Consider the following 24,019-nt stretch of genomic DNA (forward strand, 5'->3'; position numbering starts at 1 on the left):
TGTCAGAAGTTGTCAACGAAACCTTGAGTGTTCCGGCGGGCGGCGCCGGTGACGCTCCGCGAAAATGTCCCTACCGTCGGAAGATATGAAAACTTCCACGATTGTCGTCGCGGTCGGCGGAAATGCACTGGTGCGCGGCAGCGGGCCGGCGACCATCGGAGAGCAGTTCGCCGCCGCCCGCCGGATCGCGGTCCCGCTCGCCGGTTTGGTGCGGGCAGGGCGGCGCGTGGTGCTCACCCACGGCAACGGACCGCAGGTCGGCTACATCCAGCGCCGGTCGGATCTGGTCGCGGCCATCGCGCCGGACCTGCCGCGGCTCGCGCTGGACATGTGCGTGGCCGATTCGCAGGGCAGCCTCGGGTACATCCTGGCCTCGGCACTGGCCGGGGAACTGCGGGCGCGGGGCCTGCCGGACCGCGTTGCCGCGCTGGTGACGCACACCGTCGTCGACCCGGCGGACCCGGCGTTTTCGAAGCCCAGCAAGCCGATCGGGATCGCGTACCCCGAAGCGCAGGCGCGGGAACTCGCCGTCCGCAACGGCTGGACGGTGGTGGAGGATTCCGGCCGCGGGTGGCGCCGGGTCGTCCCGTCACCCCGTCCGCGCCGGATCGTGGAGGAACCCGCAGCCGCCGCCCTCCTCGACGCGGGATTCGTGGTGATTGCCGCCGGTGGCGGCGGGATCCCGGTGGTCGAGGAACCCGACGGCCGCTACCGCGGAATCGAAGCGGTGATCGACAAGGACTTCGCGTCCGCAGTGCTGGCCGACGACCTGGATGCGGACCTGCTGGCCATCACCACCGGCGTCCCCCAGGTGTCGGTGAACTTCGGCAGGCCGGACGAGCGGTCCCTCGGCGAGGTCGACGTCGCCGCCGTCCGCCGCTACCTCGCCGATGGTCAGTTCCCGCCCGGGAGCATGGGGCCGAAGATGGAAGCTGCGGTGCAATTCCTCAGCGCCACAGGGGTTTCCGCACCCCGGGAGGTGCTGATCACCTCACCGGATCGCCTGGAGGACGCGTTGCGCGGCGAGACGGGGACCCGCGTGCGTACCGCGCGGGAGGTGGACCTGACCGCCCGGTGACCTCCAGCCGGCGCAACACCACCCCGGCCCCGGCGGCAATCGCGGCCGCTGCACCGAGTACCAGAGCCGGGGGATGCCCACCAGCGACCGCCGAGGCGACGAGTGGTGGTCCGGCCAGCTGCCCGATCGTGATGCCCTGGGACGCGAAACCCATGGCAGTGCTGAGGTCGGCCGGATCGGGCACATACCGGGGAACTCCAGCGGTCACGATCGACGGGATGAGACCGCCCGCAGCCGAGAACACCAGGATCGCGCCGTACCGCACCAGGCCGGGTGGCCCGTCCGCCGACGCGATCGCCGCGGCACCGGTCATCAGCACACTCGCCACGATCACCACGAACCCGCGCGATCGGCCGTTGCGCTGCAGCACCCCGCCGAGCACGGAACCGGGGATGTTGGCCAGAAACGCGCCCGCGGTCAGCCATCCCGCGGCTTCGGCGGGAATTCCGAGCCGGTCCAGCAACGCCGGAAGCAGCGCGAGCAAGCCGATGAACTGCGCGGAGTACGCGGCCCCGGCGACTGCGAGCGCGCCGAGACCGGGTGACCGGAAGCAGCGGCTGATCCCGGCGAACACACTGGTCGGCATGGGGGAGCGCGGCCCGTCCGGGCGTACCACGAGGGCCACCGCAAGGACGCAGCACATCGTGAGCGCCGAGCAGAGCAGCCACAGCCAGCGCCACCCGACGCCGGTGCTGATCGTCGGGCCGATCACCAGCATCACCGAGGAGCCGACCGGCATCGCCGCTGGCCACGACCCGAGGATCAGGCTCCGCGCCGGCGGTGCGACCGCGTGGGTGACCAGGCCCGGCGTCGCGACCGAAACCAGCAGGAACCCCGCGCCTTCGGCCGCGCGGGTGGCGAGCAGCACCGCGCCGTCCGGGGCGAAGGCTCCAGCGGCCGACGCGACCGACACCAGCGCGAGCCCGGCCAGTACGACCCGCCGTCGGCCGAACGAGTCGGCGATCCGGCCGACGACGACGCCCACCGCGGCACCCAGCACACTGAACATCGCGACGACCCACGAGGACTGCGCGAGCGTCAACTGCAGGTCACGCGCAACGAACGGCAACGCCGACGACGCCTTGCCGACCTGCATGGCCGCCACCACCCCGGCGGTCATCAAGACGGCGACTGCGCTGTGGCGCGCGTTCACCGATCCTCGAGCGGCGGCAGCGAAAACCACGCGCCATCCTGCGGCACGAGCGGCGACGGGAACGCGATCTTCGAATGGCTCAGCCGGAGTTCGACGAGCGATTCGGCCAGCTTCAGCGACACCGGCCCGGGATTGACGACCGGCGCCTCCAGCCGCGCGGCGACGAGACCGGCCACCTGGTGCATGGTCGTCGACCCGAGGAGGACGACGTCCGCGCCGTCGCGCGTGATCGCTTCCTTCGCCGCCGCCAGCACTTTCTCCGCGGGAGCTTCGATCTCGGTGCCGAACAACGTTTCCGGGTCCGGCGTGACCCCGGTCGGCCGGATGGACGCACACCACCGCTCGACGCCGTAGCGGACGAGGGTCCGTTCATATGCCGGACGGTCGCGCTCCAAGCAGGTCAAGACGGAAAACCGGCGGCCAAGGAGCATTCCGAGCAGGTAGGCGACCAGCCCGGGCCCGACAACGGGAATGCGCAACCTCGACCGCAGCGTCTCCACCCCGGCGTCCGAGGTGGTGTCGACGACGAGTGCGTCGTACCCCTCCTCCTCGGCGCGCAGCCCGGCCTCGGTCACGTACATCTCGGACAGGCTCCGGCCATACGGCGAACCGGGCCCCTGCGGATGATTGCGGACCGCGACGCAGTCGACGTGCGTATCGGGTTTCAGGGCGGCTTCGGGGATCTGGAGTGCCCGGTTCGCGATCCCGGCCTCTCCCATCGCATACGGAACCAGGTACTTGATACGCATCGGAACTCCCGTTTTCGCGGCGGTACCAGGGAAAGCGGGTGCTCCGCCAGGAACGGCGGAGCACCCGCAAGCGGGGCGGCTACTCGATCGCGTCGAGTGCCTTCGTGTCGACGAGGTCGTCGAACGGCACCGGCTCCTGCACCAGACCGGCCTGGTGCAGCATCCGGACCCACCGGTCGCACGCCTCGCGCTCCACGCGGACCCCGGACCACAGCCCGCTTTCGATCATCCGGGCGACCCCGTCGTGGAGGACGTCCGGATGCGTGTCCGGCCAGTGCCGGGTCAGGACGTCGTCGAGTTCGGCGGGCGCGGATCCGGTCGTCTGCGCCATGCCTTCGCTGAGCGCGGCCAGGAACCGCTCGATGACGTCGCGCCGGCCGTCGAGGGTGTCCCGGTTGAGGTAGTACACGCTGTTGGGCATCGCGCCGCCGCTCTGCGCGAGGTCGCACGAGACGGTGCCGGTGCCGGCGTCCTGCAGGCCGGTCGCGGTGGCGAGGTCGATCAGCAGCGCGTCCCCGAGCCCCGCGGTGAAGAGCTCGGTCATCACGCTCTTCGGGAAGTCGCGGACGAACCGGGTACCGGCCGGGTCGACGCCCGCCTCCCGCATGAGCCCGATGGCGAACTCGTTGGGACCCGCGCCGGTCGCGCCGGGCGCGAGGAGGGTGCGCCCGGTGAGCCAGCTCCACCGGAAGTCCGGGACCGGTTCGCGCGTCACCAGCCCGGACGGCAGCCGCCCGTTGAGCTGCCCGACGACCACGAGGTCCCGGCCCCGCCCGGCATACATGGCCGGGACGAACATCCCGCTGAGCACGAGGTCGGCCGAACCGTCCGCGAGGTCGTCGAGCACGCCGTCCCACGGGTCGCGGACGGTGATGCGCACTTCGAGGTCGCGGGCGGCGAAGAGTCCGCGGTCGGCGGCGACGTACTCGGGCAGGAAGTTGAGGATGTGCGCGGTGGTGGAGATCCGGATCAGGTCCATGAAGATGTCCTCCCGTGGGTTTCAGTGCTGGGGCGCGGGTTGTTCGGTCACTTCTTCGAGCGTGCGGCCGAGGGTTTCGGGGATGAACCGCGACGCGATGATCAGCAGCGCGTACATCACGCCGATGAGCACGAACACGCCGGCCGACCCGGACCGGTCGAAGATGAACGCGGCTGCGATGGGCATCACCGCGCCGCCGACGTTGCCGATGGCGTTCACCGTGGACGTCCCGAGTGCGCGGATGCGGGTCGGGTACAGCTCGGGCGACCAGCTCATCAGCACCGTGTTCACGAACAGGTTGAAGAACTGGAACACGAAGCCCAGCACCAGGATCAGCGCAGGCCCGTCGGCGATCGCGCCGAACAGGATGGCCGAAACACACGCGCCGAGCCCGCCGACGAGCGCGCTGACCTTCCGCGGCCACCGCGACGCGACGAGCATCGCCGCACCCGAGCCGAGCAGGCTGCCGATGTTGATCAGCAAGGTGTACAGCAGGCTGCTGGACACCGAGAAACCCTTGGACACCAAGAGCGTCGGCAGCAGGACGAGCAGCATGAGGAACGCGCCGATCGCGACCCACGAGGCGATCCCCATCATCACGGTGCGCCGGCCGGGTGCGCCGCGGAAGACCTCGAGCGGCGACCACTTTTCGCGCTCGGCGAAGGACTCGGACGCGTCGAGATACGGGGTGACCTCGTCGCCGGTCGGCCGGTACCGCAGCCGTCCCGCGGCCAGCCGCGTGAGCACCTGGTTGGCCTCGTGCACCCGGTTGGTCGCGACGAGGAACCGCGGCGATTCCGGCAGGTAACGGCGGAACACGACGATCATCAGCGCCGGGACGGCCAGGAAGACGTACAGCCAGCGCCACGAGTGGGTGTCGCCGCCGAGCGGGCCGTTGAGCGGACCCAGCACCAGCAGGAACAACGCGAAGGCGAACACGTTGCCGACGCCGCTCGACACGAAGTTCACCGACGCGACCGCGGTGCCCCTCCGCCGGGTCGGCACCATTTCGCTGATCATCGCGAGGCCGACGGTGAGCTCGCCGCCGGTGCCGATGCCGACGATGAACCGGCTGATCAGCAGCACCAGGTAGTGCGGGGCGAACGCGCTGATGAGGCCGCCGAGGGTGTAGATGAGGAGGTTGTAGCTGAGCGCGAACCGGCGTCCGTACCGGTCGGCGACGTAGCCCGCGAGCATCCGGCCGACGAGCCCGCCGAGCATCGTCATGGTGTTGATGAGCGCCAGCTCGGAGGTGGAGATGCCGAAGGTGGTGGAGAGGTAGGGGCCGATCGCGCCGCTCGTGTCCTGCTGGAACGTGTCGAAGAGCTGCCCGGCCAGGATGAGCGCGATCACTGCCTTGTGTGCCCGGGTGATGCCGATCCGGTCCATCGCGTCCACGAGTGACCGGTGTGTGCCCGGTGGCCGGTCCGGGGCCAGTGACGCCGGGTCCTTGCCGGGACGTGCGTCGCCGGAGGCCGCCGCGGGATGGGGAGTGGTCATGCCGAGTTCCTCCCTTCCGGAGGCTCGCTGAAACCGAAGGTGCACCTGGCTCCCCGCCGGGGAGCGCAGGGCCGGGACGGGTCGTGGCCCGGTGCGGAACACCCGACAGGCTGGGCTCTCGGGCGGTGGGTCAGCTGATGGTAGGGCCGCGTGGAACGGCCGGGCACCGGCAAGAACTGCCCAAGGTCACCGGCCCGGCACCGGCACGGTTTGCCGACGGGACACCGCGGACTGAACGACGGAACCGGTCCTGCACCTCCGTGGTGTGTGTACGGCGGACCCGGCGGTATTGGCCGGCTTCGAGCACGTGTACGTACCAGGAAGTCTTGCAGCCGAACAGTTTCCGCGAGGGGATGACCCTGCCGCCGGCCCCGGCGGGTGGGACGGCGGCCTTCGCCGCGCTGAGTTCGGCGCACGCCAGGCCGACCCGGCAGCCGACGCCGTAGTGTTCGTCGCGGGACAAGGTCGACGTCCGGACCGCCGTGGTGGACCGCGCACCACGCCCGCGCCGCGCTGGAGCACGATCCGGACACGCTCGACGCGGTACAGATTTCCCGGCCGAGGCGTGTCGATCCGGTCGGTCCTCGTTCGACGTACCGGTATGACTGAGAATCCGATCGCCACCAAAAACCTGGACGGTTACGGCAACGCACCGCTCCCGTGGAGCCGTGCCCGCACTGTCCTGATCGAAGACACTCCGACCGCCGACCTGACGTTTTTCGTGTCGACGGTCCGCCCGGACGGCCGCCCGCACTCGGCCGGCGTGGGCGCCGTGTGGGTGAACGACGCGCTGTATTTCGTCGGCGGACCGGGTACGCGCAGGTCACGGAACCTGGCGGCCAACCCGGCGTGCAGCGTGTCGGTCCGCCTCCGCGGCCTGGACCTGGTCCTCGAAGGGGAGGCCCACCGCGTGACAGACGCGGCCACCCTGGCCGAAGTCGCTGCGGTTTACCGTAGCGGCGGCTGGCCGGCGACGGTCGAGGGCGACGCACTCACGGCGCCGTTCAGCGCGCCGAGTGCTGGTCCGCCGCCTTGGCACCTGTACCGGCTCACGCTGCGCAGTGCGGTGGGGGTCGGCTCGGCGGAACCGCATGGCGCAACCCGGTGGGACTTCGCGGCGGATTGAGGGCAACTCGCGGCGATCAAGCAGGGGTAAGGACCCGCAATGATCGCCGAGGCAGCCGTGTCCGCCCCGCATCATCACCGCCCCGGCACACCGTTCGACACGACTTCGCCGGGCACCGGGGGCTGCCCTGCTGTTCGCATGAGCAAAGAGCTCCGTGTCGTTTCAGCGGATCCGGGCTTAGGTTCGGGCGGTGGCGAACGAACTGACCATTCCGCTCCTGCCCTGTCCCTCCATCGACGAGATCGCGTCGTTCTATCAGATGCTCGGCTTCGAGATCACCTATCGGCAGACCCGGCCGAACCCGCACGTCGCGGTGCGGCGGGAAGACCTCAACCTGCACTTCTTCGGGATGGACGGCTACGATCCGGCGCAGTCGTACAGCACGTGCTTGGTCGTCGTGGCGGACACCAGCGCGCTGTTCGAGGCGTTCGCGGCGGGGATGCGGTCCGTGCACGGGAAACTGCTCCTCTCCGGTATCCCGCGGATGACCCGGCCGCGGCTGCGCAACGACCGGTACACCGGGTTCACCGTCGTCGATCCGGGCGGCAATTGGATCCGGATCCACCAGGCCGCCAAGGAACCCGAGGCGCAGACCAAGCTCGCGAAAGCGCTGGAGAATGCAGCGAGGCAGGCGGATGCGCGCGGCGACGAACGCCAGGGGCTGAAGATCCTGGAAGGCGCGTTGAAACGGGCGACCGGCGACGAACCGGAGTTCCAGGCGGTGCGGGAGTATCGCGACGAGCTCGTCGAACGGATCAAGGGGGTCTGAGCCGCGTCCAGGCGCGGGATCGCAGGTCGTCCGGAACGGGGCCAGGCGGCCGTATCCGCCCTACCTCGTCACCGGCGTTCCCAATCCAGCAGCAGCCGCCGGAGGTTGTCGTTCAGTTTGCCTTGTGCGGCAGGGGAGAGGGCGGACAGCAGGCGCGTCTCCGTTTCCGTCTTCGTCCCGAAGACCTCCTCGGCCCGGCGCAGGCCCTCGTCGGTCAGGCTGACCAGGATCTGGCGCCGGTCGGCGGGGTCGATGTCGCGGCGGACCCAGCCCTTGCGCTCCAGCCCGGCGACGCGCTTGGTGATCCCGCCGGACGTCAGGCGCATGCTCGCCACCAGCTGACCCGCCGACACCCGGTACGGCGCCCCGGCGCGCTTGAGCTCGCTCAGCACCTCGACCTCCCACAGCCCGATGCCGTACGCCCCGAGCTCGCGTCGCAGCTCGGTTTCGAGCAGCCGGGTCGCGCGGAGCAACCGCAGGCTGACCGCCTTGGTGACTTGTTCGTGCTCGGTCAGACCGGGGATCTGGGCCATCACGCCGTCGACGTGGTCCCGCTCGGTGGACATGGTGGAGTATCTTAACACCGGTCATTATCTTACCGGTCTCGAATCTCCAGGACTGCCCGTGCCCGCTTCCTCCCCGCCCGCCGCGGACCCGCAGCGCTGGCGCGCGTTGTGGGTGTGCCTGATCGCGGGGTTCATGACCCTGCTCGACGTCAGCATCGTCAACGTCGCGCTGCCCTCGATGGAACACGGCATCGGCGCGACCCCGGCTGACGTGTCCTGGGTGGTTTCCGGGTACGCGCTCACGTTCGGCCTCGCGCTCGTGCCGTCGGGACGGCTGGGCGACGAATACGGGCGCCGCCGGATGTTCCTGCTGGGCCTGGCGTTGTTCGTCGTGACGAGCGCGTTGTGCGGCGCCGCCCCGAATGCGACCTGGCTCGTCGCCGCACGGTTGTGCCAGGGCATCGCGGGCGGGATGCTCAACCCGCAGGTCATCGGCATGATGCAGCAGCTGTTCTCCGGACGTGAGCGGGGCAAGGCGTTCGGCGCGTACGGCGCGGTGGTCGGGCTGTCGACGGCGGTCGGGCCGGTGCTCGGCGGTCTCCTGATCCAGGCCTTCGGCGTCGACGAGGGCTGGCGTTACGTGTTCTTCGTGAACCTGCCGATCGGCGTCCTCGCGATCCTGTTCGGCCTGCGGTTCCTCCCGCGCGACGTGCGCAGCGGCCGCAAACGGGCCCCGGACCTGCTGGGCACGGTGCTGCTCGGCGGCGCCGTGGTGCTGGTGATGCTGCCGCTGGTGGAGGAAGAGGAACAGGCCGCGTCGCCGCGCTGGTGGCTGATGGGCGTCGCGGCCGGGCTGGTGGTGGTGTTCGTGGCGTGGGAGCGGTGGCTCGGCCGCCGCGGCAAACAGCCGCTGGTGAACCTGAAGCTGCTCACCGTCCGGAGCTACGCGATGGGCTCGACCCTCGGGCTCGTGTACTTCGCCGGGTTCACTGGGATCTTCCTGGTGCTGACCCTGTTTTTCCAGCAGGGCCTAGGCTATTCGGCGCTGCAGTCGGGCGCGGCGATGCTGGCGTTCGCGCTCGGCTCGGCGATTTCGCCTGCGCTCGGCGGGCGGTTCGTGCACCGCTTCGGCCGCTCGATGGTCGTGGCCGGCAACCTGCTGGTCGCGCTCGGCCTTGGCGCGACAGCGTGGCTCGTGTGGGACGACGCGGGCGCCAACACGGCGCTCATTCTCGCCGCGCCGCTGTTCGTCGCCGGTTTCGGCAGCGGGCTGGTGATTTCCCCGAACCAGACGCTCGCGCTGGAAGAAGTCTCCCCGGCCGAGGGCGGCACCGCGGCGGGGGTGCTGCAGACGGGACAGCGGATCGGCTCGGCAGTCGGTACCGCGCTGGGAGGTTCGCTGTACTTCGGCCACCTCGGCCGCTCGCACGGGGACTACCAGGCCGCGACCGCACTCGGCCTGCTCGGCTCGACCGCGCTGGTCACGCTCGCACTGCTCATCGGCGTCGTCGACGTGCTCCTGTCTCGCAAACCCCGCGTCCCTGCGCTGTCGGGCGCGGTGCACGGTCTGGCGCCGGGCGAAGAAGCATCGGTGACCTCGACGTCGTTGGAAACCCACGAAGTCCGGCGCACCACCACCTCGGGCGGCCGATTCGCGTTGCCCGGCCCCGCCGGTACCTACCTCCTGCTGATCCAGGCACCCGGACGGGAACCGGTGGCGCGGCACGTGACGATCGGCTCCGGGCCGGTGCGCGAGGACGTCGAGCTGCCGCGCGCGGTCCGCTTGACTGGCACGGTCCGTGGGTCACGCGGCCCGTTTTCCGGCGCGCAGGTCACCGTGCTGGACACCGCGGGCGAGGTCCAGCGGGTCACCGTCACGGACGAGTCCGGCCGCTACTGCGTGGATGACCTGCCGCCGGGGGAGTACACGGTGGTCGTGACGGGTTACGCGCCGGTCGCGGGCCCGGTCCAGCTGACCCCCGGGGGCCCGGCGCGTTTCGATCCGTTGCTGCGGCTGGCTTCCGGGAGCCGCTGAGCGAGGCAAGTGCACGCCGGGAGAAGGTTCCGGCTGACTTTTGTGCACCGTGACCCCGGCGGGCTGGCGGTTCAAGTGCCGCACGGTGGTGTACCAGCGGCGCAACTGGCCGTCCTGAGCTCACGCCGCTGCCTCGCTTCGAAGCTCGTGTTGCGGATACAGCTCCGGTGGATGGTCCCCGCCGCCGGGCCCGGGTCATGATGCGGCCACTGGACTTCGGGCGAGTGATCGAGAGGGTGCGATGCTTCGAGTAGGGGCCGCCACACAGGGCTACATCCGCAACGACAGCACCGTGTACGACCGGGTCAGGGAGGTCGTGCGGGAAGGGCAGGCGGCCGACGAGGCCGGCCTCGACCTTTTCGGGATGTCGGAACAGCATTTCAAGTTCCCGACCAACGCGACCGGCGCCATGGAGGTCTTCTTCAGCGCGCTCGCCGCGACGACGTCCCGGATCCGGCTGCAGCCCGGCGCCGTCATCCCGCCGCTGCATCACCCGCTCAACCTTGCCGAGCGGTGGGGCACGATCGACATCCTTTCGGGCGGGCGGCTGGACTTCGCGGTCGGCCGGGGCAACACTCCGCTGACCGCGCAGGCTTTCCAGGTACCGCTTGCCGAAACGAACGACCGTACGCGCGAATCGCTCGAAATCATCGTGAAAGCGTGGACCAGTGAGCATTTCGAGCACCACGGGAAGTTCTATTCCTTCCCCTCCGTACGCGTGAATCCGCCGTCGTGCCAGCGCCCGCATCCGCCGCTGGCGCTCGCCGCGACCAGCGTCGGAGCTGCCCGGCTCGCCGGGAGCATGCGGGTCGGCCTGATGATCACCACGAACGGGTTCTCGTGGGAGAACGTCCAGGACCGGATCGACGCCTACCGCGCGGCCTGGGAAACCGGCGAGACCATCGCCGGTGCCGCGCCCAACCGGACGATCTGCGCGCACGTGCCGGGACATCTCGCCGCGTCCTTCGAAGTGGCGCGCCGGCAGGTTGAATTCGGGGTCGTCGAATACGCGAATCGCGCGATCAAACAGCGGCACGAGGTCCACCTGAAAACCTACGGCTCGACGGACGGGATCGAATCGTCGGCGCAATTCGTCGACAACTTCGATTCCATCGCCCTCGGGGCGCCGGCGGCGTTCGGCAGCCCGGACGACGTGCTCGAGAACCTGGTCCGCCTGCATCGGATGGGGGCCGGTGAACTGGTCGTCCACCACGATTACGGGCGGCACGAGGAACTGCTCGAATCGATCCGGTTGCTCGGCACCGAGGTGAAACCGGCGCTGCTCGCGGAGGTGGCCGGAGTTGCGGCCGGCCGGTAGCGCCCCGCTGGACCTCAGCGCCCGGGAGCTGATCGGCGCCGTCCGGTCCCGAACGGTGTCCCGCGCGGAAATCGTCGACGACCTGGACCGGCGCATCGCCGGTGACCCGCTGCACGTGTTCCGCAGCTGCGACCTGAACCAGCCGGGACAGCCGGGCCCGCTCAGCGGATTGCCCGTCGCCGTAAAGGATCTGGAACCCACCGAGCACCTGCCGACCACGTACGGCTCACCCGTGCCGAACGACGGACCTCGCCGTGACGGCTCGCTCGCCCAGCGTCTCAAACAGGCCGGTGCGCTCGTCTACGCCAAGACCAATACGCCTGCCTTCGGCCACAAGGACACCACGGACAACCTGCTCGGACCGCCCACCCTGAACCCGTGGGACCGCACGCGGACACCCGGCGGTTCGAGCGGTGGCGCGGCGGCTCTCGTCGCGGCGGGGATCGCCCCGGTCGCGCACGCGACGGACGCGGCCGGATCGGCCCGTATTCCCGCGGCGCTGTGCGGGGTGGTCGGTTTCAAGCCCACATTCGGCGTCGTACCGCGGCTTCCGACCGGCGATTACTGGACCGCCAAGGCACACCACGGTTTCGTCGGCCGGCGGGTCGACGACGTGCGGGTGGTCTTCGAGGCGGTGCTCGGCGGCGATCCTGGTGACCCGCTCAGCCGGGCGCTCGTGCCGCCCGAGCGGTCCGGCACCGGGCCGGTCGCGTACACCGAAAGCCTGTTCGGAGCGCCGGTGGACAGCGCAGTGAAGGCGACGATCGACACGGCGCTGGACCTGCTGGAAGCGGCCGGGATGCGGATCGTCCGGCTCGACCACCAGCCGTGGCCCGACCCCGTCGACAGCAACCGCCTGGTCACCGCGGCGGGTTTCCACCGCCGTTTCAGCGAGCTCAGCCGGAAGCGCCCGGACCTGTTCGACGACACGCTGCAAGCCATCATCGACGCGGGCAGCGCCGTGACCGCGGCCGATCTGTTCGAGGCCACGGAAATGCGAGCGGACCTGTACGACCGGACCGCCCGGTTGTTCGAGCAGTACGACCACGTCCTCACCCCGGCGATGCCGGTGGTCGCCTGGCCCGTCACCGACGGCAAACCCACCGTGAACGGGCAGCCTTGCCGAACCCGGCCGGGTGGCCGCTGGCCGGACCTGCTGCTGGCCAACCTGACCGGCTGGCCCGCGGCGTCGGTGCCGTGCGGGTTGTCCGGCGGGCTCCCGGCCGGAGTGCAGATCCTGTCACCGCAGCTTCGCGACCGGAAATGCCTGGAGTTCGCGGAGATCGTCGAGGCCGCGGTGGCGTTCGGCGGACCGTTGGAGATGCAGCAACGAACCCGGGATTTCGCCGGACCGTCGTGAGACGATCCGGCTCCACGACGCAGGCAGCGCACCAAAAACGCACGGATATCTGTGGAGGTCGGATGGCCCACGTGGAAACGCGCGACCAGGACGCCGAGGTGCGCGCCATTCCCCCGGCGCATTCCGCCGGTACGTCGATCGAATTGCGCGGTGTCGGGAAAACGTACGGGACGGGGGATACGCAAGTCCAGGCACTCACGGCTACCGACCTGGAGATCGGCAGCGGGGAATTCGTCACCTTTCTCGGCCCTTCCGGGTGCGGAAAGACCACCTTGCTCCGGATCATCGCGGGTCTGCTGCCGCCGTCCACCGGTACGGTGACCATCGGCGGGAAATCGGTCTGGGACGGCGCAGCGCAGCGGTCCGGTGAAGTGCCGTCGGCCGCGAATATCGGGATGGTCTTCCAGGAAGCCAATCTTTTTCCGTGGCGTTCGGTACTCCGCAACATCACTCTGCCCTTGACCATGCAGCGGGTGCCGAAAGCGGCTGCGGTCAAACGGGCGCGCGAACTGTGTGCCATGGTCGGGCTCGAAGCTTTCGAGAATGCACTGCCGCGGCAGCTTTCCGGCGGTATGCGCCAGCGCGTGGCCATTGCCCGCGCATTGAGCACCGAGCCGGACATCCTGTTGATGGACGAACCGTTCGGCGCACTCGACGCATTCACCCGCGACAAGATGAATCTGCAACTGCAGGATCTCTGGATGCGGCAGGCCCGCACGGTGATCCTGGTGACGCATTCGATTTCCGAGGCGGTGGACGCATCGACGCTGCGGCGCGGCCTGACGATCCTGGCCCTGCTGGAAGGCGGCCAGCGGCTCGGCACGAACGAGCTGGCCCGGCTCATGGACGAGGACAAGAGCCAGGTGTCGCGGACCCTGCGCGTGCTGGCCGAAATGGGCCTGGTCGAGCGGGACGCCGAAACGCGCAAGTACAACCTCGGCTGGGAGATGTACCGGATCGGCATGCGTGCGGTGGACCAGGCGCTGCTGCGGGCCGGTGCGCCGGTCCTGCACGCGCTGGTGCGGCAGGTGAAGGAACGGGCTTTCCTGGTGGTCCGGCACGGGGTCCGCGTGGTCACCGTGTGGGCCGAGGATTCGCCGGAAACCATGCGCCGGTTCAACAACATCGGCTTGGTCTACCCGATCCACCGCACCGCGACCGGCCGCGCGCTGCTGTTCGGCACGGTGAACGAAGAAGTCGACGAAATCATTGCGCAGGCCCAGCGTGGCGGCGGCTCGACGGATCTCGCACGGTTCCACCGGCGGCTGGCGGCCGACCGGGCCCGCGGCTATGCGATTTCGGAAGTCGAGCTGGGCGGCGGCGTGGTGACGATCGCGGTGCCGGTGCGCGGGGTGACCGGGCACGTCGAGGCTGCCATCGGGCTGGCCGGACGGGCGGAAAGCGTGATCCCGCGCGTCGACGCGATCGGCAGGTCCGGAATGCAGGCGTCCTTGCGCATCACCACGCGACTCGCCGAATTGCAGCAGCCGTAACGGTTGTGAATGGCGCAACGGCCACTTCGCCCGATCCGGAGATCCCCGTAATCTCCGGAAAATACCCGAACTTTGCGAGGAGACACGCACATGTCCGCAACGGATGAGTGGGGCGGCCACGCGATCGGCACCGGATCCGGGGTCGTCGCGTTTCTTCCGACGCCGTTCCAGGGGGACCATCTCGAACTGTCCGCACTCGAACGGCAGGTCGAATACGTTGCCTCGAACCGGGTTTCGGTCGCTCTGCTCGGTGGTCTCGGGGAATTCTACGCCGTCAGCGCGAAAGAAACGCGGGAAATGGCCGAACGCGCGACGGCAACGGTGAACGGACGGGTCCCGGTATTCCTGGGCGTCGGGCATGCCACGCGGGAAGCGGTCGAGATCGCCCGCGGGGCACGGGATGCCGGAGTGGCGGGTCTGGTGATCAACCCGCCGTATTACGTGTGCCCGGATCCGGCCAGCATGTGCGAGCACGTACTGCGGGTGACCGGGGAATCGGGCCTGCCGGTGGTGATCTACAGCAGCAGTTTCTGCCCGATGACGGACTTCCATCTGGAACGGCTGGTGAACGTGCCGTTGTTCCGGGCGATCAAGGACGAGGTGTCGTCGCCGATCGAGTTCGAGCTGCGCGCCGAACGCTGGGGCGACCGGGTGAGCTGGTGGACGGTCGGCGAGCTCCCGGCCGCCGAGTACATCGCGTCGGGCGCCGACATCGTGACGTCGGCAGTGGCGAATTTCGCCGCGGGGGTGAGCGTCCGGGCGGTCGCGGACATGATGGCGACGCCCGGCCGGTCGATCATCGGCAGCCCGTTGCTCGACGACTGGGCGGCGCTGACCGAATCGGCCGCCGACACCCAGCCCTCGATGCTCAAGCACCTTCTTTCGCTCGTCCGCGGTTTCCCGACGCAGGTCCGTGGCCCGTCGAACTCGGTGTCCGCCGAGGTGCGCGAGAAACTGGCGCAGTTCGTCGCGAAATACGAGGCGGAACTGTCGGAGTGACGGGTCAGGCGCTTTGCGGGGCGAAGGCGGCCGGGTCGGGGGCAGGCAGCGACCCGAGCTGGATGCGGGCGGCCAGTTCGTCCCGGACGCCCCAATGCTCGGCGAGCAGCGGACCTTCCGTGCGGTAGATGTGCGTGGTCGTCATCCGGTACGGCTTGCCCGCGGCTCCCGGGCCGTGGATCGCGTCGACGCCGATGCCGGCGGCGGTCGCGCGGATGACGACGCGGTCTTCGGTGTCGAAGACGTCGTCGAGGGTGTAGCGGACGGCCAGCACGTGGTGCACGAAGGTGAGGATCTGGCGGTAGCCCGCCGGGCCGGGCGGCAGCGGGAAGGGGGACCCGTGGTCGACGAAATCGCTGGTGACCAGGTCGTCGAGGACCGAGAGCTCACCGGTGTTGATGGCGTCGAAGACGGCGAGGGCGGAGGTGCGGGCGGGGTTGCTCACGGCTATGCTCCATTCCGGGAGGTTCGCTGGAACTCGAATCCAGTGGAATCTGAATCTAACGGAATGAGAGGGCAGTGGCAAGGCACTACAGCGCCCCGCAGCGGGCCGAGCAGGCCAGGGCCACCCGCGCGCGCATCGTCGGCGCCGCGCGTGACCTGCTGCTCGGCGGGTCCGGCTATGCGGGCATGACGATCACCGGGCTCGCCGAGGCGGCCGGGGTCAGCCCGCAGACGGTGTACAACTCCGTCGGCGGCAAGGCCGAGGTCATCAAGGCGGCGTACGACACGATGCTCGCCGGTGACGAGGACACCGTCCCGATGAGCCAGCGGCCCGAGTTCCGCCGCGTCACCGAAGCGACCGACGTGCCTTCCTATGCGGCCGCGTACGCCGCGTGGGTCCGGGTGATCTCCGACCGCGTCGGCCCGCTGCTCGGCGTTCTGCTGGCGCACGGCCCCGGCGGCGACCCGGTCCTGGAAAACTTCGTCGCGACCATCGACGGCGAACGGCGCCAGGGCAACACCAACAGCCTGCGCGGCCTGTCCGGACACGGCCATCTGCCGCCGAGGAGATTCGACGCCGCCGTCGACGCCGTGTGGACCCTCACCGCACCCGAGGTCTACGACCGGCTGGTCCGGCGCAGCGGCTGGACCTCGGCCGCCTACGAAAGATGGCTGACCACCCAGCTGGCCGCGACGCTGTCGGCCTTCGGCTCTTCGGGTGATGCTCGCCCGGCCGGGTAAACCCCGGAAGCACCGGCCCGCGTCACCACTCCAGACGACCGGAAACCTAGGGGGAGAACATGGGAATCCTGAGCGGACGCGAAGCACTGCCGATCATCGACCTGCCCGAAACGCAGGTGCAGCCGGAGGAAGCCGCTGCCGCCTTCGATCAGCACCAGCGGTGGAGCCGGCTGGTCGGTGGCGGCGACGGCGTGATCTACGGCGTCCAATCCGACGGATTGCTTTACTGGTACCGGCATCGCGGCTGGCCCACCGCCGCGTTCGACTGGGCGAACTCGGGGACCGGGCTGGCGATCGGGTCCGGCTGGCAGGATTTCGTCACGGTCCTCGGCGACGGGAACGGCGTCCTCTACGGCGTGCGCGGGGACGGGACCGTGCTGTACTACCAGCGGATCGTGTCCAATATGGACACTGGCGCGGGCACCTGGGCGAACAACGCGACCGGGGTCGTCGTCGGGACCGGTTTCGACGCTTTCCCGCGGATTTTCGGCGGTCCCGGCGGCGTCATCTGGTGCGTCGACGCCGACGGAATCCTGTACCGCTCGCGCCGGATCAATGGCACGTTCGAAACCCCGCAGCCACTCGGCAGCGGATTCAACGTCGCGCGGTATCTGTTCGCCGACACCGGAAACGTGATCTACGCGGTCAGCGGCACCGGCGGGCTCACCTGGTTCCGGTACCGCGACGGCGCCGGCTGGGCGAACAACGGCCAGCCCATCGCGATCGGCGACAACGACTGGTTCGAGCTGTTCCGCCGCGACCTGTTCGCGGGCTGCGGCACCGGCGCCGTCTACCTCATCCGGATCGACCATTCGACCGTCCCCGGCGATGACGGCGACCTCGTCGCACTGCGGCTCACGAACTCGCAGACCGTCGACACCGACGGCGGCGCCCGCTGGATCAACAATGCGACCGGCAAGGTGGTCGGGCTGGGTTTCACTGTCGAACGCAGCGCCGGGCTGCAGGGGTACCCGCAGCAGCAGAGCGTGCCCGCAGGTGGCCGGGTGTCGATCGCGCTGTCGACGGCGTTCACCTCGGTCACCGCGCAGCTCGTGCGCGTCGCACCCGGTGGCGACACTCCCGTCACCGGCTCGACCACCGTCACCGGCGGCCTCCAAATGCTGCCCGCGAACTACCGCTCCGCCGGATGCGGCTGGGCCGAGCGCTACGCCGCGGACATCCCGGCAGACTGGCCATCCGGGGTGTACGCCGCGCGCTTCACCGGGCGATTCGCTCGAGTGCAGCACGTCCCGTTCGTGGTGCGACCGGCCGCGCCCGCGCAGAAGATCGCCGTTGTGCTGCCGACCAACACCTACCACGCCTACAACGGCTGGAGCGGCCATGACCAGTACTCCGAGGGCCAGGCCGGGGTCCGGCGCACGATTTCCTTCCTGCGCCCCAGCTACAACTGGCTGATCGCACCGAAGGGGCAGTACGACCTGGAGCTGTTCAGTGACCTGGAATTGCTGCGCTGGCTCGCCGCCGAGCAGATCGGGTTCGACTGCTACACCGACCACGACCTGCACACCGGCGGCTGGCTGTCGTCGTACAACGCCGTCGTGCTCGGCTCGCACCCGGAGTACTTCTCGATGGCCATGCGCACGAATCTGGCGAACTACCTGGCCGCCGGTGGCTGCCTGATCGGCACCGGCGGCAACCAGATCTACGAGCGCGCGGAGTTCGACGCCGGCGGCACCACGCTGACCTTCCGCGCCGCCGACGGCAGCCGCGACCTCTTCCTCGACCACTACCAGCTGCCGGAATCGCAGCTGCTGGGGGTGAACTTCGAATACGAGGGCTGGATGACGTTCGCGCCGTACCGAGTCCTGCGCGACCACCCGTTCCTGGCCGGGACCGGCCTTTCGGCAGGCGACGAATTCGGCGCACACGGCCGCAATGGCGCGGCGAGCGCTTGGGAATTCGACACCCTTCAGGGCTTGGACGGCGAGGTGGCACCGGAAGGGGTCATCGCGCAGGGCACGAACCCGACGTCGCGCTCCGGCGCGGCGATGGTGTGCAAGGAATTGCCCGGCGGCGCCTTCGTGTTCAGCGCGTCCTCGATGACGTTCAACGGGGCGATCCGGGTGGACCCGGTGGTGCAGCGGTTGTTGCGGAACGTGTTCGATCGCGCGCTGAGCCGCCCCGCTGGTTTGTCCTCCAATACAGTCTGAACACAGCAGTCTGTGCTCCAAAACAGGAGCCCTTGTGCTTTCGCGGGCTATCATCGTGCAGTGACAGGGATCGACGGCCGCCAGCTTCGTACCACCGCCGTGCCGGGCAGTGTCACTGTCCGGGATCTCGTCGAGCTCCGGCATCTTCAGGCGACGCTGCTCGCCGGGGAGGCCGGAGCCGACCGCCGGGTGTCCTGGGCGCACGTCAGCGACGCCTTCGACCCGTGGAACTGGCTCGAACCCGGCGACCTCGTGCTGACCTGCGGCTACATCGTCCCGGAGGAGCCGGCCGCGCAGGCGCGGTTCGTGGAGCAGCTGGCCGAGGCGGGGCTGAGCGGCCTCGTCATCGGCGAGGACGAGCGCCGTCCGCACCTCTCCGCCGAAATGCTCGCGGCCGCCGACCGGGTCGGGTTCCCGGTGATCGACGGTGCGCATCCGGTCGCGTTCGCGCAGTACGTGCGGTTCGTCGCCGCCGCGAACGCCCGCGGCGAGGACCAGTCGTTCACCCAGATCGCCCGGGTCAACGGCGAGGTGATGGCGAGCCTGCGGGAAACGGTCGCGGGGACCGAGTTCGTCGACCGGCTCAGCCGCGTCGTGCACTGCCGGCTGCACATCGTCGACCCGGACAGGTGGGAGGCGCTGATCCGCGGCGGCGACCTCCCGGGGAAGGCGTGGAAGGCCGCCTACGACGCCGAGGTCGGCCGCGCTTCCGGCCGTGCGCCGTTCGTGATGAACCTGGTCGTCGGCGACGAGACGGCGCTGACCATGCCGATCCCCAGCGAGCGATCCGCCTGCCTCGTCGCCTTCCCGCTGGCCGATTCCCGGCCCCGGCTGGCGGTTCTGCAGCAGGTTGCCGCTGCTTGTGCGCTGGAGATCGGCCGCGTCGACACCGCGGTCGAGCGCTACCGGCGGTCGGGCGCGGGCTTGCTGAACGACGCACTGAATGCCCGGCTCGAACCGGCAGTCCTCAACGCGCTTTTCCACGGCCGCCATCTGGAAGGCGACCTGCGCGCGCTCGCCATCGACGGCGACCAGGCCGCGGTCGACCGGCTCGCGCGCCGGATGCTCATCCGCGGAATTCCTTTCCTGCTCGGCGAAATCGGCCAGGTCGCCATTGCGGTGGTCCGCGCCGGTGACCTCCCGCAGGCAGACCTCGAAGAGCGCACCACGCTGGAACAGTGGCGTGCCGGGCTGAGTGATCCGTTCGCGGGCGCCAGCAACCTCGGCGATGCTGTCCGGCAGGCGAGGTGGGCGCTGGAGACTGTCAGCCCGGACGGCGCGGCGCTCGCGCTCTACGGCGACAGCAGCCCGTCCTTCCTCCCGCGCACCCTCGCCGAGTCCAAGATGGCGGCCGACCGCGTGCTGGGTCCGCTCATCGAGTACGACCGGGTGCAGGGCACCGAGCTGGTCAAGACTCTCGAGGCGTACCTGGAATGCGATCGTTCGCCGAGCCGGGCCAGCGAACTGCTCTTCATCCACACGCAGACCGTCAACTACCGGATCACCCGGATCCAGGAGCTGACAGGCCGCTCGATGCGGTCCACCGGCGATGTCAGCGAGCTGTGGTTCGCGCTGCGGGCGCTGGCGCTCTCGCAGGCCACGTAGCCTGGTTGTGCGCATAATTCGTGACCTCCGGGTCATATCGGCGCACAGTGGGCAGTGACCGGGCCGGATTGGCAGACTGCGACGGATGACGACCCAAGTGAAGAGGGCATTCGACGGCCGCAACGTGATCGTCACGGGGGTGGCGTCCGGTCTCGGGAGCGCGCTCGCGCGGGAGTTCGCCGCGGAGGGTGCGCAGGTCCTCGGCTGCGATGTGAACGACGAGGCCGGAGAGCCGGTGATGGATGGGATCGGCGTGTACCGGCACACGGACGTCTCCAAGGAGGCCGAGGTCGAGGCGCTCGTCGACGATGCGGTACAGCGGTTCGGCCGGCTCGACGTCATGGTCAACAACGCCGCGATCCAGGTCGAGCAGGAGCTGGCCGACACGACCGAGGAACAGCTCGACCGGGTGCTCGCCGTCAACCTGAAAGGCCCGTTCTTCGGGTGCAAGCACGCGATCCGGGTGATGCGCGGCGCGGGTGGCGGTGCGATCGTCAACGTCGCGTCTGTGCTCGCCCTCGCCGGAGACCCCATGCTCGCTGCTTACGGTGCGGCGAAAGGCGGGGTAGTCGCGTTGACCAAGTCGGCGGCGGTGAAGTACGGGCGCGAGAAGATCAGGTGCAACGCCGTGTGTCCGGGCGACATCCAGACCCCGCTGGTCGAGGCGTACTTCGCCGCGGCGGACGACCCGGCTGCCTTGCGCGCGCAGGCCGAGGGTGAGTATCCGCTCGGCCGGATCGGTCAGCCGCGCGAGATCGCGCGTGCGGTGCTGTTCCTCGCGTCGGACGACGCCTGCTTCATCACAGGTGAGGCGCTGGTCGTCGACGGCGGACTGCTGGCCGAGTGCTACTGATGGGCGTCCGTTTCGATCCACACTGGCGCTACCACGGGCTGGAGTGCCTGCGGGTGGAGAACGAGCACGTGGCGCTCGAGATCCTGCCGGACGTGGGAGCGAAGATCCACCGGATCGTCGACAAGGCCCGCGACCACAATGTCCTCTGGCACGCGCCGCGGGTCGCCCCGCATACGGCGCCACTGGGCTCGAACTTCGACGACCACTGGGCAGGCGGCTGGGACGAGGCGTTCCCCGGTGGCGAGGCCTCGGCGACCCGCTACGGCGACGCGATCCCGTACATGGGCGAGTTGTGGACCCAGCGCGCGGAATGGCACGTCGAAGAGTGCTCGGCCCAGCGCGTCGTCCTGGTCTTCTCGATCCTGACGCCCATCACCACGGCCCGCTGGCAACGCCGGCTGACGGTGGAGGCGGGGGTTTCGGCGTTCACCGTCGACTACCGGATCGAGAACATCGGCTTGCGCCCCTTCGATTTCAACTGGGGTCTGCACCCGGTACAGGCCATCTCCCCGGCCCACCGCTTCGACGTCCCGGCCCGGCAGGCCGAGGTCGCCGAGGACGGTGGTGGGGTGCTCGGCCGGGTCGGCGATCGCTACCGCTGGCCCCTGTTCGGCGACCGCGACCTGTGCCGCGCCCTCGGCCCCGAAGCACTCGATTTCACCCTGCACTACCTGACCGAACTCGACGACGGCTGGCTGGCGTGCACGGATACCGCCGCCCGGCGGGGTTTCGGCCTGACCTTCGACCGTGAGGTCTTCCCGGTGGTCTGGCTGTGGGCTTCGTACGGCGGATGGCGCGGGGCGTACCACGCGATTGTCGAGCCGTGGACCGGATATCCGAGCTCGCTGGCCGACGCTACCGCCCTCGGCCGGGCCCGGGTGCTCGCGCCGGGCGAGGCCCTTGAAACGTCGCTCTCGGCGGTCGTCTACGGCGGCGTCGAATCCGTGTCGAGCCTGCAGGCCGATGGCTCGGTCAGGCCGTGAAACCGCCCCACGAAAGGAGATCTCGTGCAACGACTGGGCTTGATCCACACCGTCGCCAAGCTCGCGCCGACGTTCGCCGAACTCGCCGGTGAACTGCTTCCCGGGGTCGAGACGACCGTCATCGCCGACGAACTCCTCCTCAAACGGACGATCCGCGACGGTGCGGTCGACGACCTGACCCGTGACCGCCTGCGTGGCCATGTCGCGATGCTCGCCGACTTCGGGGTCGACACTGTGCTCGTGACCTGCTCGTCGGTGGGCGCCGCGGTGGACGAGATTGCGCCGGAGGCCGGGATTCCGGTCCTGCGGGTCGACCGTGCGATGGCCGAACGCGCCGTCACGCTCGGCTCGACCATCGGCGTGCTGGCCACCTTGCCGACGACGCTCGTGCCGACCACCGACCTGGTCGAGGCCGCCGCGCGCGAGTCCGGCCGTGCGGTCGAGGTCGTCTCGCGGCTCTGCGACGGCGCGTTCGCCGCGCTGGATCGCGGCGACCGCGCGCGCCACGATGCGATCGTCGCCGAGGAACTCGACCGCCTCGCCGCCGAGGTCGACGTCGTCGTGCTCGCGCAGGCTTCGATGGCGCAGTTATCGGACGGGACCCGGGTGCTGTCGAGCCCGCGGCTCGCGATGGAGCAGCTTGCTTGTACCGAGCGATAAGCGCCCGGCCCGGATTGGTGCCGGGCACTACTGGTGAAGGGCAGGGGAGTCCTTGAGCATGATGGACGTGGAACTCGACTGGAAGCCGCGAATCGTCGGAATGGGCGGCACGACCCGTCCGGGCTCGTCGTCGGAGCGGGCGCTGCGCGCTGCGCTGGACCTGGCCGAGCGCGCCGGAGCGGAGACCCATCTGCTGGCGGCCGGCGACCTCGAACTGCCGGTGTACGCGCCCGAACGCGGGGCGCTCGATCCGCGGGCCGCGCGTCTGGTGGACCTCGTCCGGCGGGCGGACGGGGTGATCGTGGCCAGCCCGGGGTTCCACGGCGGGCCGTCGGGCCTGCTCAAGAACGCGCTGGACCATCTGGAGGAGCTGCGCGAGGACGAACGCCCGTACCTCGACGGCCGCGCGATCGGCTGCATCGTGTGCGCAGCGGGTTGGCAGGCGACGGCGACCACGCTCGCGGCTTTGCGGTCCACCGCGCACGCGCTGCGCGGCTGGCCGACCCCGCTCGGCGTCACGATCAACTCGACCCCGGGCGGCGAGGTGGATCCGATCGCCGCCGCTGCGCCGCAGATCGGCGTGCTCGTCGACCAGGTCGTCGGATTCGCCCGCTGGCAGCGAGCAGCCGAGCTGGAGCACGCCTCGTGACCTCGACCGGCATCCCTGCGTCGGTGATCGGACCGGGGCTGCGCACTGTGGTCGAAGGATTGCAGCACCCCGAAGGCGTGTGTTGGTCCCCCGCTGAGCAGATGCTGTACGCAGGCGGCGAGGGCGGCCAGCTCTACCGGTTCGGTCTCGAAGGCGGCACCTTCGAGACGGTCTGCACAGTGCCCGGGGGCTCGATGCTCGGCCTCGCCCTCGACGGTGCTGGTGCGGCGTACGTCTGCGACGTCGGGAACGGCTGTATCCAGAAAATCGCACCAGACGGTCACATCAGGCAGTACGGCGCTGCGATCGGGTACCCGAATTACCCGGTCTTCGACGGCGACGGGCGGCTGTGGGTCTCGGACTCGGGGGAGTGGGACCGGGCCACCGGTGGGATTGTGCGGATCGACCCCGACGGTGCGACCGAGCGGGTAATCGACGGGCTGCACTTCGCGAACGGCGTTGCGCTGCAAGGAGATTGGCTGTACATCGTCGAGTCGACGTGGCCGCGGATCGTGCGGGTTCCGCTCTCCGGCGGCGAGCCGGAGCCGGTCGTCACCCTCGACCGGGTGGTGCCGGACGGGCTTGCGTTCGATGCCGACGGCGGCCTGTGGATCGGCTGCTGGCAGCCCAACCGGGTGTACCGGCTCGCTCCGGACGGCACGCTCGGCATCGTCGTCGACGACTGGTCGGGGGTCTACGCCCCGACGCCGACGAACCTGGCTTTCGCCGGGCCCGAACTCGACCTCCTGGCGCTCGCCTCGCTGGGCACGCTGGCCGTGAATGCTTGTGCGCCCGGGGTCCGCGGGGCGCCGCTGAACTTGCCCGCCGGCCTGGACTGAAAGGACTTG

General features: G+C 69.8%; 22 protein-coding genes. 16 read left to right on the forward strand and 6 right to left on the reverse strand.

Annotated features, from left to right (window positions below; all coding sequences use genetic code 11):
• Positions 1-85 precede the first annotated feature (85 nt).
• Positions 86-1,078, forward strand: a complete 993-nt coding sequence (locus OO71_RS01615) for a carbamate kinase (protein WP_033287798.1) — start codon at positions 86-88, stop codon at positions 1,076-1,078.
• Here OO71_RS01615 and OO71_RS01620 read toward each other — a convergent pair.
• From OO71_RS01620 to OO71_RS01635, 4 genes are all read right to left on the reverse strand, one after another.
• Positions 987-2,231 carry an MFS transporter gene (locus OO71_RS01620; protein WP_033287799.1) on the reverse strand — a complete coding sequence of 415 codons (1,245 nt, stop codon included), beginning with the start codon at positions 2,229-2,231 and terminating at the stop codon, positions 987-989. The genes OO71_RS01615 and OO71_RS01620 overlap by 92 nt on opposite strands.
• Complete coding sequence (locus OO71_RS01625) at positions 2,228-2,980, reverse strand: aspartate/glutamate racemase family protein (RefSeq protein ID WP_051790914.1); 753 nt, start codon at positions 2,978-2,980, stop codon at positions 2,228-2,230. The genes OO71_RS01620 and OO71_RS01625 overlap by 4 nt, the downstream gene beginning before the upstream one ends.
• 79 nt (positions 2,981-3,059) lie before the next feature.
• Positions 3,060-3,959 carry an ABC transporter substrate-binding protein gene (locus tag OO71_RS01630; protein ID WP_051790915.1) on the reverse strand — a complete coding sequence of 300 codons (900 nt, stop codon included), beginning with the start codon at positions 3,957-3,959 and terminating at the stop codon, positions 3,060-3,062.
• A gap of 21 nt (positions 3,960-3,980) precedes the next feature.
• Positions 3,981-5,459, reverse strand: a complete 1,479-nt coding sequence (locus tag OO71_RS01635; protein ID WP_211260419.1) for an MFS transporter — start codon at positions 5,457-5,459, stop codon at positions 3,981-3,983.
• Positions 5,460-6,060: 601 nt separating this feature from the next.
• Between OO71_RS01635 and OO71_RS01645 the strand changes: the two genes are divergently transcribed.
• Positions 6,061-6,585 carry a pyridoxamine 5'-phosphate oxidase family protein gene (locus OO71_RS01645; RefSeq protein WP_033287801.1) on the forward strand — a complete coding sequence of 175 codons (525 nt, stop codon included), beginning with the start codon at positions 6,061-6,063 and terminating at the stop codon, positions 6,583-6,585.
• Between the two features lie 190 nt (positions 6,586-6,775).
• The gene (locus tag OO71_RS01650) at positions 6,776-7,354 is read left to right on the forward strand and encodes a VOC family protein (protein WP_033287802.1); all 579 of its coding nucleotides are present in this window, start codon (positions 6,776-6,778) and stop codon (positions 7,352-7,354) included.
• A 68-nt stretch (positions 7,355-7,422) separates the two neighbouring features.
• Here OO71_RS01650 and OO71_RS01655 read toward each other — a convergent pair whose 3' ends face one another.
• The gene (locus tag OO71_RS01655; RefSeq protein ID WP_033287803.1) at positions 7,423-7,920 is read right to left on the reverse strand and encodes a MarR family winged helix-turn-helix transcriptional regulator; all 498 of its coding nucleotides are present in this window, start codon (positions 7,918-7,920) and stop codon (positions 7,423-7,425) included.
• 58 nt (positions 7,921-7,978) lie between these two features.
• Between OO71_RS01655 and OO71_RS01660 the strand changes: the two genes are divergently transcribed.
• From OO71_RS01660 to OO71_RS46940, 5 genes are all read left to right on the forward strand, one after another.
• Positions 7,979-9,895, forward strand: a complete 1,917-nt coding sequence (locus OO71_RS01660) for an MFS transporter (protein WP_033287804.1) — start codon at positions 7,979-7,981, stop codon at positions 9,893-9,895.
• Positions 9,896-10,136: 241 nt separating this feature from the next.
• Positions 10,137-11,213 (forward strand): LLM class flavin-dependent oxidoreductase, encoded by a 1,077-nt coding sequence (locus OO71_RS01665; protein ID WP_033287805.1) that lies wholly within the window; start codon positions 10,137-10,139, stop codon positions 11,211-11,213.
• Positions 11,197-12,573 carry an amidase gene (locus tag OO71_RS01670; RefSeq protein ID WP_033287806.1) on the forward strand — a complete coding sequence of 459 codons (1,377 nt, stop codon included), beginning with the start codon at positions 11,197-11,199 and terminating at the stop codon, positions 12,571-12,573. Before OO71_RS01665 ends, OO71_RS01670 begins: the two co-directional genes overlap by 17 nt.
• Positions 12,574-12,635: 62 nt before the next feature.
• Positions 12,636-14,066 (forward strand): ATP-binding cassette domain-containing protein, encoded by a 1,431-nt coding sequence (locus OO71_RS46935; RefSeq protein WP_051790916.1) that lies wholly within the window; start codon positions 12,636-12,638, stop codon positions 14,064-14,066.
• A gap of 90 nt (positions 14,067-14,156) precedes the next feature.
• Positions 14,157-15,065, forward strand: a complete 909-nt coding sequence (locus OO71_RS46940; protein ID WP_051790917.1) for a dihydrodipicolinate synthase family protein — start codon at positions 14,157-14,159, stop codon at positions 15,063-15,065.
• 4 nt (positions 15,066-15,069) lie between these two features.
• Here OO71_RS46940 and OO71_RS01685 read toward each other — a convergent pair whose 3' ends face one another.
• Positions 15,070-15,510 carry an ester cyclase gene (locus OO71_RS01685; RefSeq protein WP_033287807.1) on the reverse strand — a complete coding sequence of 147 codons (441 nt, stop codon included), beginning with the start codon at positions 15,508-15,510 and terminating at the stop codon, positions 15,070-15,072.
• 74 nt (positions 15,511-15,584) lie between these two features.
• Here OO71_RS01685 and OO71_RS01690 point away from each other — a divergent pair, with 74 nt between their 5' ends.
• The 8 genes from OO71_RS01690 to OO71_RS01725 all read left to right on the forward strand — a co-directional run bounded on the left by OO71_RS01690 (position 15,585) and on the right by OO71_RS01725 (position 24,010).
• Positions 15,585-16,250, forward strand: a complete 666-nt coding sequence (locus tag OO71_RS01690) for a TetR/AcrR family transcriptional regulator (RefSeq protein WP_063739992.1) — start codon at positions 15,585-15,587, stop codon at positions 16,248-16,250.
• Between the two features lie 59 nt (positions 16,251-16,309).
• A complete protein-coding gene (locus OO71_RS01695) occupies positions 16,310-18,421 on the forward strand; it encodes a N,N-dimethylformamidase beta subunit family domain-containing protein (protein ID WP_033287808.1) in 2,112 nt (703 codons plus the stop codon).
• A 60-nt stretch (positions 18,422-18,481) separates the two neighbouring features.
• On the forward strand, positions 18,482-20,026 hold the full coding sequence (locus tag OO71_RS52845) for a PucR family transcriptional regulator (protein ID WP_033287809.1): 1,545 nt from the start codon (positions 18,482-18,484) through the stop codon (positions 20,024-20,026).
• Between the two features lie 85 nt (positions 20,027-20,111).
• A complete protein-coding gene (locus tag OO71_RS01705) occupies positions 20,112-20,879 on the forward strand; it encodes an SDR family NAD(P)-dependent oxidoreductase (RefSeq protein ID WP_033287810.1) in 768 nt (255 codons plus the stop codon).
• Entirely contained in the window at positions 20,879-21,862 is a 984-nt protein-coding gene (locus OO71_RS01710; RefSeq protein ID WP_033287811.1) for an aldose epimerase family protein, read from the forward strand. Before OO71_RS01705 ends, OO71_RS01710 begins: the two co-directional genes overlap by 1 nt.
• A 24-nt stretch (positions 21,863-21,886) precedes the next feature.
• Positions 21,887-22,522: an aspartate/glutamate racemase family protein gene (locus OO71_RS01715; protein WP_033287812.1), complete on the forward strand. Its 636-nt coding sequence runs from the start codon at positions 21,887-21,889 to the stop codon at positions 22,520-22,522.
• Positions 22,523-22,580: 58 nt separating this feature from the next.
• Positions 22,581-23,171: an NADPH-dependent FMN reductase gene (locus OO71_RS01720; RefSeq protein ID WP_033287813.1), complete on the forward strand. Its 591-nt coding sequence runs from the start codon at positions 22,581-22,583 to the stop codon at positions 23,169-23,171.
• Positions 23,168-24,010, forward strand: coding sequence for an SMP-30/gluconolactonase/LRE family protein (locus OO71_RS01725; protein ID WP_033287814.1), 843 nt, complete (start codon positions 23,168-23,170; stop codon positions 24,008-24,010). The genes OO71_RS01720 and OO71_RS01725 overlap by 4 nt, the downstream gene beginning before the upstream one ends.
• Positions 24,011-24,019: the final 9 nt, after the last annotated feature.

Source organism: Amycolatopsis jejuensis, assembly GCF_000717335.1.
Taxonomy (GTDB): Bacteria; Actinomycetota; Actinomycetes; order Mycobacteriales; family Pseudonocardiaceae; genus Amycolatopsis; species Amycolatopsis jejuensis.